General features: G+C 64.3%; 18 protein-coding genes. 9 read left to right on the top strand and 9 right to left on the bottom strand.

What is annotated here, in order from left to right; genetic code table 11:
- The first annotated feature begins 27 nt into the window (after positions 1 to 27).
- Positions 28 to 843, top strand: coding sequence for a hypothetical protein (locus H8M03_RS00160; protein WP_187479782.1), 816 nt, complete (start codon positions 28 to 30; stop codon positions 841 to 843).
- A 26-nt stretch (positions 844 to 869) separates the two neighbouring features.
- Here the strand turns inward: H8M03_RS00160 and H8M03_RS00155 are convergent, their stop codons facing one another.
- Complete coding sequence (locus tag H8M03_RS00155; protein WP_187479781.1) at positions 870 to 2,228, bottom strand: phytanoyl-CoA dioxygenase family protein; 1,359 nt, start codon at positions 2,226 to 2,228, stop codon at positions 870 to 872.
- Between the two features lie 143 nt (positions 2,229 to 2,371).
- Between H8M03_RS00155 and H8M03_RS00150 the strand changes: the two genes are divergently transcribed.
- The 3 genes from H8M03_RS00150 to H8M03_RS00140 are packed head-to-tail and all read left to right on the top strand — an operon-like array spanning position 2,372 to position 5,653.
- The gene (locus H8M03_RS00150) at positions 2,372 to 4,132 is read left to right on the top strand and encodes a M28 family peptidase (protein ID WP_246448933.1); all 1,761 of its coding nucleotides are present in this window, start codon (positions 2,372 to 2,374) and stop codon (positions 4,130 to 4,132) included.
- A 10-nt stretch (positions 4,133 to 4,142) separates the two neighbouring features.
- Positions 4,143 to 4,775, top strand: a complete 633-nt coding sequence (locus tag H8M03_RS00145; protein WP_187479780.1) for a glutathione S-transferase family protein — start codon at positions 4,143 to 4,145, stop codon at positions 4,773 to 4,775.
- Positions 4,772 to 5,653, top strand: coding sequence for a dienelactone hydrolase family protein (locus H8M03_RS00140; protein ID WP_187479779.1), 882 nt, complete (start codon positions 4,772 to 4,774; stop codon positions 5,651 to 5,653). Before H8M03_RS00145 ends, H8M03_RS00140 begins: the two co-directional genes overlap by 4 nt.
- Positions 5,654 to 5,656: 3 nt before the next feature.
- Here H8M03_RS00140 and H8M03_RS00135 read toward each other — a convergent pair whose 3' ends face one another.
- Both H8M03_RS00135 and H8M03_RS00130 read right to left on the bottom strand, forming a co-directional pair.
- Positions 5,657 to 6,064, bottom strand: a complete 408-nt coding sequence (locus H8M03_RS00135; protein ID WP_187479778.1) for a PilZ domain-containing protein — start codon at positions 6,062 to 6,064, stop codon at positions 5,657 to 5,659.
- A 119-nt stretch (positions 6,065 to 6,183) separates the two neighbouring features.
- Positions 6,184 to 6,921 carry a Bax inhibitor-1/YccA family protein gene (locus tag H8M03_RS00130; protein ID WP_187479777.1) on the bottom strand — a complete coding sequence of 246 codons (738 nt, stop codon included), beginning with the start codon at positions 6,919 to 6,921 and terminating at the stop codon, positions 6,184 to 6,186.
- Between the two features lie 181 nt (positions 6,922 to 7,102).
- Here H8M03_RS00130 and thpR point away from each other — a divergent pair, with 181 nt between their 5' ends.
- The 3 genes from thpR to uvrA all read left to right on the top strand — a co-directional run bounded on the left by thpR (position 7,103) and on the right by uvrA (position 11,345).
- A complete protein-coding gene (thpR, locus tag H8M03_RS00125; protein ID WP_187479776.1) occupies positions 7,103 to 7,663 on the top strand; it encodes an RNA 2',3'-cyclic phosphodiesterase in 561 nt (186 codons plus the stop codon).
- A 43-nt stretch (positions 7,664 to 7,706) separates the two neighbouring features.
- A complete protein-coding gene (locus tag H8M03_RS00120; protein ID WP_187479775.1) occupies positions 7,707 to 8,144 on the top strand; it encodes a DUF411 domain-containing protein in 438 nt (145 codons plus the stop codon).
- Between the two features lie 267 nt (positions 8,145 to 8,411).
- The gene (gene uvrA / locus H8M03_RS00115; RefSeq protein WP_187479774.1) at positions 8,412 to 11,345 is read left to right on the top strand and encodes an excinuclease ABC subunit UvrA; all 2,934 of its coding nucleotides are present in this window, start codon (positions 8,412 to 8,414) and stop codon (positions 11,343 to 11,345) included.
- 97 nt (positions 11,346 to 11,442) lie between these two features.
- Here the strand turns inward: uvrA and H8M03_RS00110 are convergent, their stop codons facing one another.
- From H8M03_RS00110 to H8M03_RS00100, 4 genes are all read right to left on the bottom strand, one after another.
- Positions 11,443 to 11,682, bottom strand: a complete 240-nt coding sequence (locus H8M03_RS00110; RefSeq protein WP_187479773.1) for a hypothetical protein — start codon at positions 11,680 to 11,682, stop codon at positions 11,443 to 11,445.
- Positions 11,683 to 11,806: 124 nt separating this feature from the next.
- Positions 11,807 to 11,932, bottom strand: coding sequence for a hypothetical protein (locus tag H8M03_RS12840; RefSeq protein ID WP_281399892.1), 126 nt, complete (start codon positions 11,930 to 11,932; stop codon positions 11,807 to 11,809).
- Between the two features lie 92 nt (positions 11,933 to 12,024).
- Complete coding sequence (locus H8M03_RS00105) at positions 12,025 to 12,567, bottom strand: hypothetical protein (RefSeq protein ID WP_187479772.1); 543 nt, start codon at positions 12,565 to 12,567, stop codon at positions 12,025 to 12,027.
- 117 nt (positions 12,568 to 12,684) lie between these two features.
- A complete protein-coding gene (locus tag H8M03_RS00100) occupies positions 12,685 to 12,927 on the bottom strand; it encodes a hypothetical protein (RefSeq protein ID WP_187480872.1) in 243 nt (80 codons plus the stop codon).
- Between the two features lie 142 nt (positions 12,928 to 13,069).
- On the opposite strand from H8M03_RS00100, the gene H8M03_RS00095 reads away from it, so the two are divergent.
- Together H8M03_RS00095 and H8M03_RS00090 are read left to right on the top strand one after the other, a co-directional pair.
- Entirely contained in the window at positions 13,070 to 13,699 is a 630-nt protein-coding gene (locus H8M03_RS00095) for a hypothetical protein (protein WP_187479771.1), read from the top strand.
- A 264-nt stretch (positions 13,700 to 13,963) separates the two neighbouring features.
- A complete protein-coding gene (locus H8M03_RS00090) occupies positions 13,964 to 14,302 on the top strand; it encodes a hypothetical protein (protein ID WP_187479770.1) in 339 nt (112 codons plus the stop codon).
- Positions 14,303 to 14,387: 85 nt separating this feature from the next.
- On the opposite strand, the gene H8M03_RS00085 is transcribed toward H8M03_RS00090, so the two are convergent.
- Together H8M03_RS00085 and H8M03_RS00080 are read right to left on the bottom strand one after the other, a co-directional pair.
- Positions 14,388 to 15,038 carry a superoxide dismutase family protein gene (locus tag H8M03_RS00085; protein WP_187479769.1) on the bottom strand — a complete coding sequence of 217 codons (651 nt, stop codon included), beginning with the start codon at positions 15,036 to 15,038 and terminating at the stop codon, positions 14,388 to 14,390.
- Positions 15,039 to 15,194: 156 nt separating this feature from the next.
- On the bottom strand, positions 15,195 to 16,064 hold the full coding sequence (locus H8M03_RS00080; protein ID WP_187479768.1) for an outer membrane protein: 870 nt from the start codon (positions 16,062 to 16,064) through the stop codon (positions 15,195 to 15,197).
- Positions 16,065 to 16,129: the final 65 nt, after the last annotated feature.

Here is a 16,129-nt window from a genome sequence, read left to right as displayed (position 1 = left end):
GTCCAGGCGCCGGGCGCTACGTCATGGATGCGCACCGTGTCGCTGCAGGACGCCGACAATGTCCGCATCGACGGCGAATTATGGGTCGACGCCAACGCCGCGAATGCCGCACCGGTCACCAACGAGCACATGCACGGCGTCTTCCTGTTTAACACGACCAACAGCGTGATTGCGGCGATCCGGTCGGACAATGCGCGCGGCGACAATGTGATGATCGGCGGCGACAACAATAGCGCTGGAAGCCACGACGTGTCGATCGGGTCGATCCGCGCCACCACCGCGGGGCGCAAGAACCTCGTGCTGCATTCCGTCCGCAACCTGCGCATCGGCAGCGCCATGCTCGACAACCGCGCCGGCGGAGCCCGGCTGTTCGGCGGCAAGCCGAACGGCACCGACGGTCATTCGCTGGACGTGGAGCCGGACAAGTTCACCGGCGCCGTCGCCAATGACGCGACCATCGGCAGTGTCGAGACCTACGGATCCGGCAACGACTTCACGGCTGGCACCAGCCCACGGCAGGCGGATGCGTATCGCGTCAAGATCGGCAGCTTCCGATCCGCAATCACGCCGCGCCCGGGCGTTTCGGCCTGGGGCCAATATGCGGTGACGTTGACCATCGGCGACCTCGCCATCACCGGTATCGGCGGGGATACGCCGTCGGAAATCCGCTATGCCGCCCGGCTCAACGTCGACCGCCTGACCATGTCCGGCGCCATTCCCGGCAAGCCGCTGCTGTGGATTGCCCCGGCGCGCGGTGAAACACCCATCGCCACGCTCGGTGCCGAAATCGTCCGCAACACAGCAGGCGAAGGAATTCGCCGCGGCGGTCCTGCGCCGCGCTGATCGAGTGTCGGCAACGCTCGGCCGCGCTAGGTGCTTATTTCCAGTTCTGCGCGACAGCGCCCGGCGGGGATCGTCCCGCAATAGAGGATGTCACTTGCACTGATCGGATTATGGGTGCGGATCACGCGCACAAAATGATCGACGGAAAACCGGCCATCGATTTCGATACGATTGCAGCCGTCGACCAGGTCGATCCGTTCAACCAGCGAACCGCCGATGCTCCGGCTGGACTGGCCACCGTTGACGCGCATCCCATAAGCCCCGCGAGACTTGAGGCCGTAGGAGTCGAGCTTGGGGCTGTCGTAAAATTCGCGCGCTTGTGAGACGACGAGCCAAATATCCCCCTCACGTCGTTGCCGAATCTTGGCGGATAAAGCCCGGCGCGCTTTGGCAGTCGGATCTTTGGCGATTTCGCTGATCCATCCGCGCACCTTTGGATAGCGGGTGAGGAATGCGCGCACCGGATGGTATTTCATCCGTTGGCCGACCTGCCGGGCGATGTCGGAATGCCGCAACCCGTGTGTGATTAGCGCCGCGCGCCGCCGTCGACCTGCCGTGTCTCGCTGCCACGCGCAGTCGCTTTCCTGGCAGCCTTCTCCGAACAGATCGATCAGGATGGCCTGGCGAATCCGATGGCTGAAATTGAAGCTGTTGGTATGCAGCAGGTGGCGATCGAAAATGACTGCATCGCCCATTCTTCCCGCAAGTTGCGTCGGCCGATACCTCTGCACGAACCGCATCGCAGGCTTGTAGGCCGTCGTGGGTAGAAAATCGCTGCGGGATTCGAAGCAATCGCGCAGCAGACGATGGCTGCCCGGCCACACCGACAAGCCGCCGCCGTTTGCATCAACGTCATCGAGATAGGCGATCATCAGGACGTCGATGGAATGGGCGTCGAGATGTCCAGGGATCGGCAATAGCGGCGGCCGTGGCAACCGGATTCGTGCGCGATCAGGGCCTTTGGCGTCAGGATCGAGGCGGTTTCCGACCGCTTCGTTGAGGCTGATCCAGCGTGGCATTGGCAAAATTGGGTGAAGCCCGCGGATATGCGCTCGTTCCAGCGACCTGCCTGTCGCCGCAGCAAAAGCGTCGGCGACGCGAGAGCCGGTAAAAACGTGCCGCCGGAATGCCTGTACCTTGCGAAATCCGTGCTTGTCCTTGAACCGAAGCAGGCCATTGCGCTGGTACGGCGGAAGGTTGTTGCAGCAATCCTGCACCTTGCCCGTCCACGTGCGTGGATCGTCGCGATCGAAATGGGGCGGCATATAGGTCCAGATCGTGTCGATCATTTCGCGACACTGATCCGCATCGAACAGACCACGGATGATGACGTAACCGTCACGCTTAAACGCGCGCGCAAATGCTTGCTCGTCAGCAACCGTCATCTTCGGCGCCCCCGCACAGACTATCGCCACCATCGCTAAGCGCTGCTGGCGAGAGAGGCAATTCGTGCCGTGCGCCGGATGCGAGAGGTTGCCCGCCGCGCGTTCCGACGCCTAAGCTGCCGGGGCACCTAGGGAGAGAGATTTTGAAGCGCACTTATCTGATCGGCGCAGCCGTCGCCGCGATGTTGGCCGTTCCTGCCGCAGCCCAGAGCGTGAAGACCGATCCGGCGCGGCTGTCGGAAATAACCAAGACGCTGGGATCCGATGCGTTCGAAGGCCGCGGCCCGGCGACGCGCGCCGATGCCAAAACCGTCGCCTACATCATCGACCAGTTCAAGGCCGCCGGCGTCCAGCCGGGCGGGGAGATGGTCGGCGGTACGCGCAGCTGGGTGCAGAAGGTGCCGCTGTTGAAGTCCGACATCGTCGGCGATCCCAGCCTGGTGCTCAACCTTGGCAATGGCCAGACGATGCGCCTGACCCAGGGCCAGGAGATCAGCGTCAAGGCGCCGCTGAACGGGACGAAGTCGGTGTCGCTGCCGAATGCGCCGCTGCTGTTCGTCGGCTATGGCGTGACCGCACCGGAACGCGGCTGGGACGATTTCAAAGGCGTCGATGTGCGCGGCAAGCTGCTGGTTGAATTCATCAACGATCCCGACTTCGACGGCGGCGAAGGCGACTTCGGCGGCAAGGCGATGACCTATTACGGGCGCTGGACTTACAAATATGAAGAAGCGGCGCGCAAGGGCGCGGCCGGCGTGCTGATCATCCACGAAACCGACCCGGCGTCCTATGGCTGGAACACCGTCAAGAACAGCAACACGAACACTCAGTTCGACGTTGTGCTCGACAATCCGTCGGCCAGCCACACGCAGGTCGAAAGCTGGATCCAGCGCGATCTCGCCGAGAAGATTTTCGCTGCCAACGGCATGACCTTCGAACAGGCCAAGGCGATGGCCAAGACCAAGGCGTTCCGCCCGGTGCCGCTGAAATCCAGCATGGCGATCAGCTTCAACGCCAACACCGAAGTGATCAATTCGAGCAACGTCGTCGGCTTGCTGCCCGGGACGCAATATCCAGATGAAACCGTCATCTACACGGCGCACTGGGACCACCTTGGCATCGGCAAGCCGGACGAAACCGGCGACACGATCTACAACGGCGCGCTCGATAATGCGTCGGGCATCGCCCAGATCATCGAGCAGGCGCGGCTGTTCGCGCGCGAGCCGCGGACCCAGCGTTCGGTCGTTTTCCTTGCCGTCACGGCCGAGGAGAAAGGCCTGCTCGGGTCGGAATATTATGCGGCCAACCCGCTCTATCCGCCGGGCAAGACCGCGGGCGTTCTCAACACCGACGGCGGCCAGCTGTGGGGCAAGGCCCGCAACTTCACGATCAGCGGCAACGCGCAGCTTGGGCTGCTCGACTTGCTGGTCGCCGAAGGCGCGCGGCGCGGGCGCGTCTATGCCCCGGACCCGCATCCCGAAGCCGGCTATTTCTTCCGCTCCGACCACTTCCCGATGGCCAAGGTCGGTATTCCGGCGATCAGCTTCGGCGACGGCAACGATCTGGTGAACGGCGGGATCGCGCGCGGCGAGGAACTGGGCATGATCTATCGCGACAAACATTATCATCAGCCCAGCGACGAATGGTCTGCGGAATGGGACTTTACCGGCATGGCGGACGACACTGACATGCTGCACGCGGTCGGGATGCAGCTCGCCAATTCGCGGCTGTGGCCGGAATGGAGCAGCGACAGCGAGTTTAAGGCAGCGCGCGATGCCAGCGCGGCGATGCGCGCCGGCGGCACGCCGTTGCCGCCGCAGGCCGGCTCGGCACCCTCGTCCGCTCCGGTACCTGCGCCGGCGCCCATTCCGGCCCCCGCCCCGATTCCCGGCGAACGCGGATAGGAACGGCGCGATGGCTCGGCTGACCTTCTTCACCAACCCGCAATCGCGCGGACGGATCGCGCGCTGGATGCTGGAGGAGGTCGGCGAGCCCTACGACACCGAAATCATCGGCTACGACCGGATGAAGGATGCGGCGTACCTGGCGGTCAATCCGATGGGCAAGGTCCCGGCCATTCGTCACGGCGACCATGTCGTCACCGAGGCGGCGGCGATCTGCGCCTACCTTGCCGACGTTTTTCCGGACGCCGGGCTAGGGCCGCGCGATGACGAGAAAGCGGACTATTACCGCTGGCTATTCTACGCCGCCGGGCCCGTCGAACAGGCGGTGACCAACAAGGCCGTCGGCTGGGAACCGAGCGAGGACCGCCGGCGCATGTTCGGTTACGGCAGCTACGAAACTGTAATCGACGTGCTCGACCATCTCCTGGGCGGGCGCGACTTCGTCTGCGGCGATCGCTTCACCGCGGCCGATGTCTATCTGGGCTCCGCCATCCTGTGGGGCACGCAGTTCGGCACCATTCCGACGCGCGACAGTTTCGAAGCGTACAAGCAGCGGCTGACCGCTCGCGAAGCCTTCACGCGTGGCTGGGCCAAGGACGACGAAGCCGCCGCCGCCATCAATCAGCAAACGGAAACCCAATGACCAAGCCCACCATTCGCCAGCAAGCCATCGATCTGTACGACCGCTTCACCCACGAAGGGATGGACCGGCGCGTATTCATGGGGCGGATGGCGGCCATCGCGGGCAGCGTCGCCGCCGCCGAAGCCCTGATCGCGTCGATCGCCGCATCGCCCGCCGCCGCGGCGATCGTCCCGGCCGACGACCCGCGCATCCGTGCCGGCATGGCCGACATGCCGGCGGGCGAGATTCCCGCGTATCGCGGCTATTTCGCGCGGCCCGCGGCGGACGGGGTACGCGCGTCGATCATGGTCATCCACGAGAATCGCGGCCTCAACGAGCATATTCGCGACGTCACCCGGCGCCTCGCGCTGGCGGGTTATGACGCCGTTGCGCCGGACTTCCTGTCGCCAAGCGGCGGTACGCCCGCCAACGAAGACGCGGCGCGCGACGCCATCGGCAAGCTGGATCTTGCGCAATCAGTCACGCACGCAGCGGCAATGATGCAATTGCTCAAGACGCGCTCGACCGGCAACGGCAAGGCCGGCGCGGTCGGCTTCTGCTGGGGCGGCGGGTTCGTCGACCGGCTGGCGGTTGCATCCGGCAACACGCTCGACGCCGCGGTGTCCTATTACGGGCCCGCGCCCGACCCGGCCTATGCGGCAATGGTCAAGGCGCCGATGCAGCTGCACCTCCCCGGGCTCGACGAGCGTGTGGCAACGACGATGAAGCCATGGGCGGAGGCATTACGCGCCGGCGGCAAGACGGTCGAATTCTACGAGTATCCGGGCGCCAACCACGCCTTCAACAACGACACGTCCGCGGAGCGTTATGACCAGGCAGCGGCGACGCTGGCGTGGACCCGGACGTTGGATTTCTTTGGCAAGTATCTGGCGGCGTAGCGCCTAGCGGGCGAGGCCGTTCAGCCAATCGGCGGCGGCCTGCCGCTCCTCGGTGGTCATGCCGCAATCGGCTTCGGCGTCGGCAAGTTGGCGAAGGGCCATCAGGTCCCCGCGGGACAGCGGCTCGTCGAACTGCATGCCGCAGCGGTTATTGGCCGTCCAAGCGATGGTCCCGAAAGCGTCCATTGGACCGCAGCGCAGGACGATGTCCCGGCCCGCGGCGGGCAGGTCGCGGCCCTCGAGACGGGCGCCGGTCACCGACACGTCGAGCAGGCGGATCGACCGATAGCCGCTGATCGCCTCTGCCGATGCCGGCAGGACCAGGCAGACGCGCGGTTCCGATCGGCGCCCGCGGCGGTCGGGATCGTTCTCGCGCGGCCGTTCGCGGCGGTCGGTTCGGATTGCGTCCATATCGGCGCCTTAGGGCCGGCGCGGTTAACAATGCTTTGCCTGCACCCCTCGGCTCGTCGCAAAAGAAAAGGGCCGGCGGATCGCTCCACCGGCCCTTCCCTGTTTAGGATGGCGCTGCCTTAGCGGCGGTCGCCCATGAAGCTGAGCAGGAACATGAACATGTTGATGAAGTCGAGATAGAGGTTCAGCGCCCCCATGATCACGACCTTGCCCATCATGTCGGTACCCGCGACGTAGGCGTACATCGATTTGATCTTCTGCGTGTCGTAGGCTGTGAGGCCAGCAAACAGCAGTACGCCGATCGCGCTGATCGCCATCGAAAAGCCGGCCGATTTCAGCAGGAACATGTTGACCAGCATCGCCACGAACAGGCCAACGACACCCATGATCAGGAACGTGCCCCAGCCGCTAAGATCCTTCTTGGTTGTGTAACCCCACAGGCTGAGGCCTGCGAAGCCGGCTGCAACCGCGAAGAAGGTCTGCGCGATCGACGTTCCGGTATAGACCAGGAAGATCGACGACATGGACAGGCCCATGGCCACCGAAAAGGCCCAGAACAGCGCCTGGAGCGTGCCCGTGGACATGCGGTTGAGGCCGAAGCTCATCGCCATCACGAACCCGAGCGGCGCGAGCACGATGACCCAGCGCAGCGGCGTCGCCAGGACCTGCTCCGCAAGCCCGGAATTGGCAAACAGCAGCGCGACGATGCCCGTGAGCAGCACGCCCGACGCCATGTAGTTGTAAACCGACAGCATGTAGGACCGCAGGCCCGCATCGCGGGTCGCACGGGGAACGCCTACCGAAACGGCCGGGTCGTATCCGCTCGTGCTCGTGCGCGGGTCGAACTGGTTCTGCATTTCAACTCCTTGTCTCGCGGGCGAATTGGCCCGTTCGCTAGAGGGAATATCGGGTAAGCGAGGGGCGCTTTCAAGCAAAACCGGACTTGGTTCGTCCGATTTGGCTCGCACAGGGCGGCGACGGCGCAATTCCGCGTGTTTCTGCGGTTGTAATTGCGGCCAAGACGCGCAGTCTTCCCCCATGCATCGCCTGTTCGTCGCGATCCGCCCGCCCGAAGCTATCCGCGACCTGTTGGTCGATGCGATGGACGACAGCCCCGAACTGCGCTGGGTTGGCGACGAACAACTGCACCTTACGCTGCGCTTCATCGGCGAGGTCGAGCGGCCAGCGGCCAACGATATCGCCGCGGCGCTGGACCGCCTGCGCCAACCGGCCTTTGAGCTGAAGATTGCCGGCGCCGGGCGGTTCGACCGGCGCAACGGCGGAGCGTTGTGGGCGGGGGTCGCTCCGCGCCAGCCCGTGGCAGAGCTCGCCGCGAGGATCGAGCGCGCCTGCGTCATCGCCGGCCTTGCACCGGAGCGGCGCGCTTTTCACCCGCACATCACGCTCGCGCGTTATGGTCGCGACAGGGCAGCCACCGCCAGCTCGCTTGAAACGCGGCTCGCCACCTTGTCGTCGAAACCGTTCCCCGTCGACCATTTCACCCTGTTCGAAAGCCATCTGTCGCGCCACGGCCCGCATTACGACGAGGTTGCTTCCTATCAGCTCGACCGCGTGACCACGGCAGTCAGCAGCCCTTAATCCACATGCGCTAGAGCAACTCGACCACCGGAAGGAAATTCGCATGTTTCGCAAGTTCGCCTACGCCTTTGCGCCGATCGCCCTGATGGCCTGCGCGAGCACCGCCGTTGCCGCCACCGTCCAAGTGACCAAGAGCGCGACTTGCGGCTGTTGCGACGGATGGGTCGAGCACATGCGCAAGGCCGGCTTCGACGTGAAAGTCAGCGTGGTCGATGACGTCACCCCGGCGGCGCGCAAGCTTGGCGTGCCTGACCGCCTGCGGTCCTGCCATACCAGCCAGATCGGCGGCTATGTGATCGAGGGCCACGTACCCGCGGCAGACGTCAAGCGGCTGCTGGCGAGCAAACCCGACGCGGTCGGCATCGCCGTTCCGGGAATGGTCGTCGGATCGCCGGGCATGGAACAGGGCGACCGCAAGCAGCCCTATCAGACCTTGCTGTTCGACAAGGCCGGCAAGACCAAGGTTTTCGCCAGCCACTAAGCGGCAAGGAAAATGCGCGGCCGACGATGCGAAGGCCGCGCATTCCCTTGGTTGCCGGGGACGAACCGGCGCACTTACCAGACCGGCATCGCTACGGGTCGCGCCCGGCACCCTCCAGCGCCATTCAACGAACAGTGCCCTGGCCTCGGCGAACGGCGGGACGGACCTCGTAATCGGGTGGGGCAGCGACCATATGGCCAGATGCCGCGTTGACCGCGTGCGCCGCCTGATTTACTCACAAGAACAAAGGTGGAACAGAGCCGCTCTATGCTCACGCATATTTCTGTAAGGGGTGCCCGCGAGCACAATCTCAAAGGGGTCGATGTCGAGATCCCGCGCGAAAGCCTGACGGTCATCACCGGCCTGTCGGGATCGGGCAAGTCCAGCCTCGCCTTCGACACCATTTATGCGGAAGGGCAGCGGCGCTACGTCGAAAGCCTCAGCGCTTATGCGCGCCAGTTCCTGGAGATGATGCAGAAGCCGGATGTCGAGCATATCGATGGCTTGTCGCCGGCCATCTCGATCGAGCAGAAGACGACGTCCAAGAACCCGCGGTCCACCGTCGCGACCGTCACCGAAATCTACGATTACATGCGCCTGCTCTTCGCGCGCGTCGGGATTCCGTACTCGCCGGCCACAGGGCTGCCGATCGAGGCGCAGCAGGTCAGCCAGATGGTCGACCGCACCATGGCCCTGCCCGAAGGCAGCCGCCATTATCTCCTCAGCCCCGTCGTTCGCGGCCGCAAGGGCGAGTATAAAAAGGAGATGGCCGAATGGCAGCGCGCCGGCTTTACCCGCGTGCGCATCGACGGCGAATTCCACGACATCGAGGACGCGCCGGCGCTCGACAAGAAGTATAAGCACGACATCGAGCTGGTGGTCGACCGCGTCGTCATCCGCGAAGGCATCGAGGCGCGGCTCGCCGACAGTTTCGAAACCGCGCTGAAGCTGGCCGACGGCCTCGCCTATCTGGACCCCGCCGACCCGCCCGCGGACAGCGAAGCCAAAGGCGGCATGAAGCTCGACTTCGGCGCGCCCGGCCGGATCGTCTTTTCCCAGCGTTTCGCCTGCCCCGTCAGCGGCTTCACCATCGCCGAGATCGAACCGCGGCTGTTCTCCTTCAACGCGCCGCAGGGCGCTTGCCCGGCCTGCGACGGCCTGGGCGAGAAACTGGTGTTCGACGAAGATCTCGTCGTGCCCAATCATAACATCTCGATTGCCAAGGGCGCGGTCGTCCCCTGGGCCAAGTCGCAGCCGCCGAGCCCATATTACATGCAGGTGTTGTCCAGCCTAGCCCGCGCCTATGGCTTTTCCATCGACGTGCCGTGGGGCGAGCTGCCGCAGGAGGCTCAGCGTGCCATCCTTTATGGCACCGGCGGCAAACCGGTCGTCCTGCGCTTTCTTGACGGCCGCAAGAGCTATGAGGTGAAGAAGCCGTTCGAAGGCGTGCTCGCCAACCTCGAGCGGCGCTACAACCAGACCGAATCCCAGTGGATGAAGGACGAGCTGTCCCGCTACCAGGGCAGCCGCAGGTGCGAGGTGTGCGACGGCGCGCGGCTCAAGCCCGAAGCGCTATCGGTGAAGATCGCCGGCGAACACATCTCAGGCGCCGCGATGCGCTCGGTCGCGGACGCCCGCGACTGGTTCGCCGACCTTCACACCAAGCTGACCGACCAGCAGAACGCCATTGCCAAGGCGATCCTGAAGGAAATTAACGAGCGCCTCGGCTTCCTTCACAACGTCGGGCTCGATTACCTGCACCTCGACCGCAAGTCGGGCACGCTGTCGGGCGGCGAGAGCCAGCGTATTCGCCTCGCGTCCCAGATCGGCAGCGGTCTTTCCGGCGTGCTCTACGTTCTCGACGAACCGTCGATCGGCCTGCACCAGAAGGACAACGACCGCCTGCTCGAGACGCTGAAGCGGTTGCGCGGACTCGGCAACACCGTGCTGGTCGTCGAACATGACGAGGACGCCATTCGCACGGCCGACCATGTCATCGACATGGGTCCCGGCGCCGGCGTCCACGGCGGTGAGGTGGTTTGCGCCGGAACGCTCGACGACCTGCTCAAGTGCGAGGACTCGATCACCGCCGACTATCTCTCCGGCCGCCGCGAGATCCCGGTTCCGGCCAAGCGCCGCAAGGGCAACGGCAAGAAGGTCGCCGTCCATGGCGCCACCGCCAACAATTTGCGGGGTGTCACCGCATATTTCCCGCTTGGCACCTTTACCGCCGTCACTGGCGTATCGGGCAGCGGCAAGAGCTCGCTGACCATCGACACGCTCTATGCCGGCGCTGCCCGCGCGTTGAACGGCGCGCGCATCCTGTGCGGCCCGTGCGACAAGATCAGCGGGCTCGAACAGCTCGACAAGGTCATCGACATCGACCAGTCGCCGATCGGCCGCACCCCGCGCTCCAACCCCGCGACCTATACCGGCGCCTTCACAAACATCCGCGACTGGTTCGCCGGCCTGCCCGAAGCGAAGGCGCGCGGCTACAAGCCCGGCCGCTTCTCCTTTAACGTCAAGGGCGGCCGCTGCGAAGCGTGCAAGGGCGACGGCCTGCTCAAGATCGAAATGCACTTCCTCCCCGACGTCTACGTCACTTGCGACGTCTGCCACGGCCAGCGCTACAACCGTGAAACGCTGGAGGTGAAGTTCAAGGGCAAGAGCATCGCCGACGTGCTCGACATGACGGTCGAGGACGCGGCGGAATTCTTCAAGGCGGTCCCCGGCATCCGCGACAAGATGCGCATGCTGCAGGAAGTGGGCCTGGGCTACATCAAGGTCGGGCAGCAGGCGACGACGCTAAGCGGCGGCGAGGCCCAGCGCGTGAAACTATCCAAGGAACTGTCCCGCCGCGCGACCGGCAAGACCCTCTACATCCTCGACGAGCCCACCACCGGCCTCCACTTCGAAGACGTCCGCAAGCTGCTGGAGGTGCTCCACCGCTTGGTCGAACAGGGCAACACCGTGGTCGTGATCGAACACAACCTCGATGTCATCAAAACGGCGGACTGGGTGATCGACCTTGGCCCGGGCGGCGGGGTGAACGGCGGAGAGATTGTGGTCGCGGGAACGCCGGAGAAGGTGGCGGCGACGGATCCGTCGGCGACAGGGATGTATTTGAAGCCGCTGCTCGAGCGGGGCGCCGCGCCTGCTCCCGCAAAGAAGCGACAACCCGACCTGATCCCCGCCAAGTAAAGTTTGCATCAAGCTCCAAGGAGCAAAGCAGACAAAGGGCCGCCCCCAAAGGGACGGCCTCGTTGTCGCGCCGGTAAAGCGGGCCATCAGGTCAGGCTTAGCGTTTGTCGCTGCCCATCTGCCCGTCCTTGGACGTCTTGTCCTTCGACATGTCGCCGCCTTCGGCGCCTGCCTTGTCCTGCTGACCGTCGTTGCTGCCCTGCTCCGGCTTACGATCGCCGCCGGTTTCGCCGGGCTTGCGCTGCTCGTCCTGCATCGTCGACTTACCCTGTTCGTTCGGGGTCTGCCCGTCCGTTGAGCGGTTGTCGTTGTTGTTGCTGTTCTGGTCCTGGGCCATGGAAATGGCTCCTTTCAGTCGGAGGAATTGGTGCGGGCTCGCGGCGCGATGCCCTTCACTTAACCAACCGCCCGCGTACCGCTTTCGTTCCGGATAAATATTTGAATCTGTTTGCGTTTTTTCATCAGCGGGAAAGCGCCGCGATCTTGGGTGATGCGGCAGGCGCTTTCTTCTGCCGGCCCATCGACCAATTGGTCTGCAACCGCACCTGCGGGTTGGGGACGCACCAGATCTCACCGCCGTCGTCCATGCCGACCAGCAAAGAGAACAGAGCGAACGTCTGACAGGATACTGCCCCGCCAATCGCAAAAAGTCAGACGGCTGACCGCCGCCACCCTACGCCTACGGCGTAACGATCGTCAGATCCTCATCCAGGAACGCCTTCACGCCCGACCCGGATGGGATGTTGGCGCTGGTACCCGTGACCAGGAAGCCGGCGATCGGGACCAGCGCGATGGCGCCGACCACGCCGGCAGTACCGGTGACGCCTTTGTCGTCGAACGTACCCGACAGGCGAATGGTGCGGTCGCCGACGCGAGCGTGGAGTACGCGCACGCCGATGCGGCCCGATTTGCCCCACATGCCCTTGCGCCGCACTTCGGTGATTTCGCCGGTCGCCGGGCTGCCGGCGGGAATGACCAAGGACGATCCGAGCATGACAGGCGCTGCCACTTCCATCCGCACGCGATTACCTGCGCGCACTGCCTTGTCGTTAGAATTGAGCGTTTCGAGCAGGCGCAGCGGAACCTCTGCTCCCGTGCGTAACACCGTACCGTTGACTGGAGCGATGATCGCTACCTGCGGCGCGACGGGCGCGGTAGTGCTGCTCGTAGATGGCGCGGCGGCCTGCAGGGATGCCGCTGCGAAAGCGAACGCAGAAATCATGATAATACCCCCAATGACGACTCGCCCCCAGCGAGGTCGAGGGAAGGTTTGACTTAACTCCTCTCTCTTTAACAGCGATTTTTACGCTTTGAGCGGAGCTTCTTTCGAGAGGTGTAACTATGCTTTGATCGCCGCGATCTTAGGTGATGCGGCAGCCGCCTTCTTTTGCCGGCCCATCGACCAATTGGTCTGCAACCGCACCTGCGGATTGGGAACGCACCAGATCTCACCGCCGTCGTCCATGCCGACCACCCACAGCAAATCAAATTCCTGGCCGTAATCGATCACCGCGATCGCGAAGCCGGGGCCGCGGTCGACCACGTGAAGGGGTATTGGCGGATCCAGCTGGGTGAAGGCCATGGACGCAAAACCCAGTGCCGGTTCAATGGGTTCCGGCTGCCTGTCGCATTGTTGTTTCAGGTTCATGCGGCGAAACGTTCGGCGGCACGTTCTGTCCTTACGAACTCCCCGGCGGCTTCCGGTGGAGACTAAGGAAAATCCGATGAAAACCCTTGTTCTCGTCAGCGCCGCCGTGGCGGCCGGTGCGCTTGCCATGCCGGCGAACGCGCAAACGCCCTACCCCTACCCCTATCCGCAGCAGACGTATCCGCAGCCGGCTTACCCGCAGCCGGCCAACCCTTACGGGCAGCAGCCTTACGGCTACGGCCAGCCCTACGGCTACGGTCAGCAGCAATCCGTCAACCCGATCGAGCAGATCATCAACCAGTTGCTCGGTAATCGGTACAATGTCTCCGATCGCACCGCCGTCAGCCGCTGCGCGACCGCAGCCGTTGCCCAGGCGCAGGCGCGCTACCGCCCGCAATATGGCTATCCGCAGCAATACGGATCGCCCTACGGCTACGGCCAGCAGCAGTACAATCCGCAATATGGATACGGCCAGTCGGCGATGCGCGTCACGGCCATCACCGGGGTGGAGCGGCGCTACAACAGCAGCCTGCGCGTCACCGGCATGATCGACACCGGGCAGCGGGCTGCCCCCTATGGCCAATACGGTTACCAGAACCAGGGCTACGGCCAGCAGGGCACCCTGTCGTTCAGCTGTAACGTCGACTACCGCGGCAACGTGAGCCGCATACGCCTCAGCGATCCCTATCGCGGTTACCGGCGCTAGGCCGAACATTGAAAGGCGGCCGGGCGATCCCCGGCCGCTTTTTCTTTTCCGACGACGCAGGTTCGCACTGCTGAAGGAGCCAGACGATTCCCTGCACATCTGTTTCGGTAGCGATAGAATTAACGCGGGAGACTGGGTTGGTTGGGCCGAGGCCTCTACCCCCACAAACACTCCATTCGGCGTAACCGGGTTTTAAATCAGCATCTTATGCTGACGCCGGACGTTCTCACCGCGACCCCAAATTCATGGGACGGAGAATGTTACATGCGTAAATTTGTCATTGCAGCCGCTGCGCTTGCCGCTGCGGCCACTCCCGCCGTTGCCCAGAACGTCGATCTTTCCGGCGGTCTGGTTGACGTGACGGTTCAGGACGTCAGCATCCTCAACGACTTCCTCAACGACACGCAGATCGCGGCGCTGAACAACCTCAACGTGCCGGTCACCGTTCAGGTACCCGTCGGCGTTGCGGCCAATGTCTGCGGCGTTACCGCCAACGTTCTTGCGCAGAGCAAGAAGACTGGCGACGCGGCCTGCACGGCGACCAGCGGTTCCAATGCGCTGGCCCAGTCGGTCAACAAGCAGTTGCTGTCGCAGAAGAAGTAACTTCGCTGCAGCTACAGATGGGCCCGGCCGGATCGATCCGGCCGGGCCTTTTCTTTTGTGTTGGGCCTAAACCAGCGGCGGACCGTTACTGCGTATTCGCAGCAGCCGTCCCCGAAGCGTCCGTCGAGCTGACCGAGCCAGCTTCGGCGGTGCCAAGGACCGCACAGGCGATCCGGTCGCCGCTGTCTCCGCTGGGATCGGTCTTGTAGTCGTCCGCCTTGGCGTGAACGACCAGCGCCGCGCCGTCGCCGCCCAGGATCGCCTGGGCGCTGGGCTGGGCGGTTCGTAGGTACGTCCCGGCCACGGCCACGTCCGTGCGCAAGACGCCGTCCGCACCGACCGTGACATTGCTCAGGTCGCCAAGGTGCGCGCCATCGGCACTGCCGCTCCCATGCTTCTTGCCCGTCGGGTTCCAGTGGCCGCCGGCGCTCTTGAAGTCCGGGAGTTCGCAAAGCCCGGCATCGTGGATGTGGAGCCCGTGCTCGCCGGGCGGTAGCCCCCGCGCGTCGATCATCAGGCGCGCGCCGTCGGGGCCGTCGCCGCTGCGCACTTCGCCGATCACCTTACCGGACGCGTCGATCATCGGAACCGCTGGTGCATCGTCGGTGCTCGCTTGGACCGCAGCGTCGCTGTCGTTTGCCGCAATATTAGCGTCGGTTTCGGCGCGGTTGCTGTCGCAGCCTCCGACCAGGGCGGCGGCTGCCGCGGTTGCTGTCCAGAACAGGATGTGTCGCATAATCGTCCTCCCTTTGGACAATCAACACAAAGCCGTTCGGAAGGTTCAAAGCAGGTGGCCGCGAGGACGGATCGTACGCAAAAGCAAAGGCCGGCCCGGGCGAACCCGGACCGGCCTTCGAGTTTCCGTCCCAGCCTTGGCAGGCTGGAGCGGCCGTTAGCCGCGCTCGGGAGCCGGCGGCGGCGGCGGCGGCGGCGGCGGCGGAGCCGGGCACACTTCCGTGGCCAGGATAACCGTGCCGTCCGGGCAGGTCTGCGTTGCCGGAGCCGGCGGAGGCGGCGGCGGCGCGACATAGACCGGCGCGGCCGCAGGCGCACCGAAGTTGTACACCAGGCTCGCCAGCAGGCTGTGCGAACGCCACTTGGTCTCGGCGTCGAACGCCAGCGCGGCCGGCGTCGAGCCTGCGTCCACGTCGAACGTCAGGTTGTTGACGGTGAAGAAGCGATACTTGAGGCCAAGGTCCAGGTTCGGCGTGATGGCCGTGCGAACGCCGGCGATCAGCTGATAGGCAAAGCCGCTGTCGCTGGCATCCAGGAAGCGGTTGATGCCCGGCGCGGAAAAGTCGGTGTCGACATTGGCATAGCCAACGCCGCCGCCAAGGAAGCCGCTCCAGGAATAGTCGTCGTCGCCGATGTCGATCAGCGCGTTGACCATTGCCGACCACACAGAGCTGTCGCCGTCTGCGTTGACGAAGCTGTCTTGCGGTGCCGCACCAAGATCGAAGTTGGCGGCGGGATCGATGTACAGCTCATCGGTCGAAGCGCGCTTGTAGCCAAGCTCGCCTTCGACGCGAACCATTCCAAGGTCGTAGCCGGCGATGAGATCGACGTCCCAGCCCCAGTCGTGATCAACGACATAAGCGTCGTCGATCGTCTGCAGCGCGTCGCGATACTTAAATCCCATCCGGTCAACGACCATGGCGCCGCCTTCGATGCCCACATAGGCACTTCCGTCACGGGCAAATGCCGGCGTGGCGGTGGTGAAGGCAGACGCGGCAAGCGCCGACGCAATAACAAGCTTCCGCATATTGTAGTCCCCTATCGTCGAATTTTTCTCGTCGAATCCGCGGTTACTACATTCTCCGGCGTTTT

Origin of the sequence: Sphingomonas sabuli, from assembly GCF_014352855.1 — a bacterium.
Classification (GTDB): Bacteria; Pseudomonadota; Alphaproteobacteria; order Sphingomonadales; family Sphingomonadaceae; genus Sphingomicrobium; species Sphingomicrobium sabuli.
This window is presented reverse-complemented; position numbering and strand designations above follow the sequence as displayed.

What these genes read in the sequence shown, in the direction of transcription:
- H8M03_RS00160 (WP_187479782.1), top strand. Translation starts at nt 28, where the DNA reads ATGCGCACCGTGTCGCTGCAGGACGCCGACAATGTCCGCATCGACGGC.
- H8M03_RS00155 (WP_187479781.1), bottom strand. Translation starts at nt 2,228, where the DNA reads ATGACGGTTGCTGACGAGCAAGCATTTGCGCGCGCGTTTAAGCGTGAC.
- H8M03_RS00145 (WP_187479780.1), top strand. Translation starts at nt 4,143, where the DNA reads ATGGCTCGGCTGACCTTCTTCACCAACCCGCAATCGCGCGGACGGATC.
- H8M03_RS00140 (WP_187479779.1), top strand. Translation starts at nt 4,772, where the DNA reads ATGACCAAGCCCACCATTCGCCAGCAAGCCATCGATCTGTACGACCGC.
- H8M03_RS00135 (WP_187479778.1), bottom strand. Translation starts at nt 6,064, where the DNA reads ATGGACGCAATCCGAACCGACCGCCGCGAACGGCCGCGCGAGAACGAT.
- H8M03_RS00130 (WP_187479777.1), bottom strand. Translation starts at nt 6,921, where the DNA reads ATGCAGAACCAGTTCGACCCGCGCACGAGCACGAGCGGATACGACCCG.
- thpR (WP_187479776.1), top strand. Translation starts at nt 7,103, where the DNA reads ATGCATCGCCTGTTCGTCGCGATCCGCCCGCCCGAAGCTATCCGCGAC.
- H8M03_RS00120 (WP_187479775.1), top strand. Translation starts at nt 7,707, where the DNA reads ATGTTTCGCAAGTTCGCCTACGCCTTTGCGCCGATCGCCCTGATGGCC.
- uvrA (WP_187479774.1), top strand. Translation starts at nt 8,412, where the DNA reads ATGCTCACGCATATTTCTGTAAGGGGTGCCCGCGAGCACAATCTCAAA.
- H8M03_RS00110 (WP_187479773.1), bottom strand. Translation starts at nt 11,682, where the DNA reads ATGGCCCAGGACCAGAACAGCAACAACAACGACAACCGCTCAACGGAC.
- H8M03_RS12840 (WP_281399892.1), bottom strand. Translation starts at nt 11,932, where the DNA reads ATGGACGACGGCGGTGAGATCTGGTGCGTCCCCAACCCGCAGGTGCGG.
- H8M03_RS00105 (WP_187479772.1), bottom strand. Translation starts at nt 12,567, where the DNA reads ATGATTTCTGCGTTCGCTTTCGCAGCGGCATCCCTGCAGGCCGCCGCG.
- H8M03_RS00100 (WP_187480872.1), bottom strand. Translation starts at nt 12,927, where the DNA reads ATGGCCTTCACCCAGCTGGATCCGCCAATACCCCTTCACGTGGTCGAC.
- H8M03_RS00095 (WP_187479771.1), top strand. Translation starts at nt 13,070, where the DNA reads ATGAAAACCCTTGTTCTCGTCAGCGCCGCCGTGGCGGCCGGTGCGCTT.
- H8M03_RS00090 (WP_187479770.1), top strand. Translation starts at nt 13,964, where the DNA reads ATGCGTAAATTTGTCATTGCAGCCGCTGCGCTTGCCGCTGCGGCCACT.
- H8M03_RS00085 (WP_187479769.1), bottom strand. Translation starts at nt 15,038, where the DNA reads ATGCGACACATCCTGTTCTGGACAGCAACCGCGGCAGCCGCCGCCCTG.
- H8M03_RS00080 (WP_187479768.1), bottom strand. Translation starts at nt 16,064, where the DNA reads ATGCGGAAGCTTGTTATTGCGTCGGCGCTTGCCGCGTCTGCCTTCACC.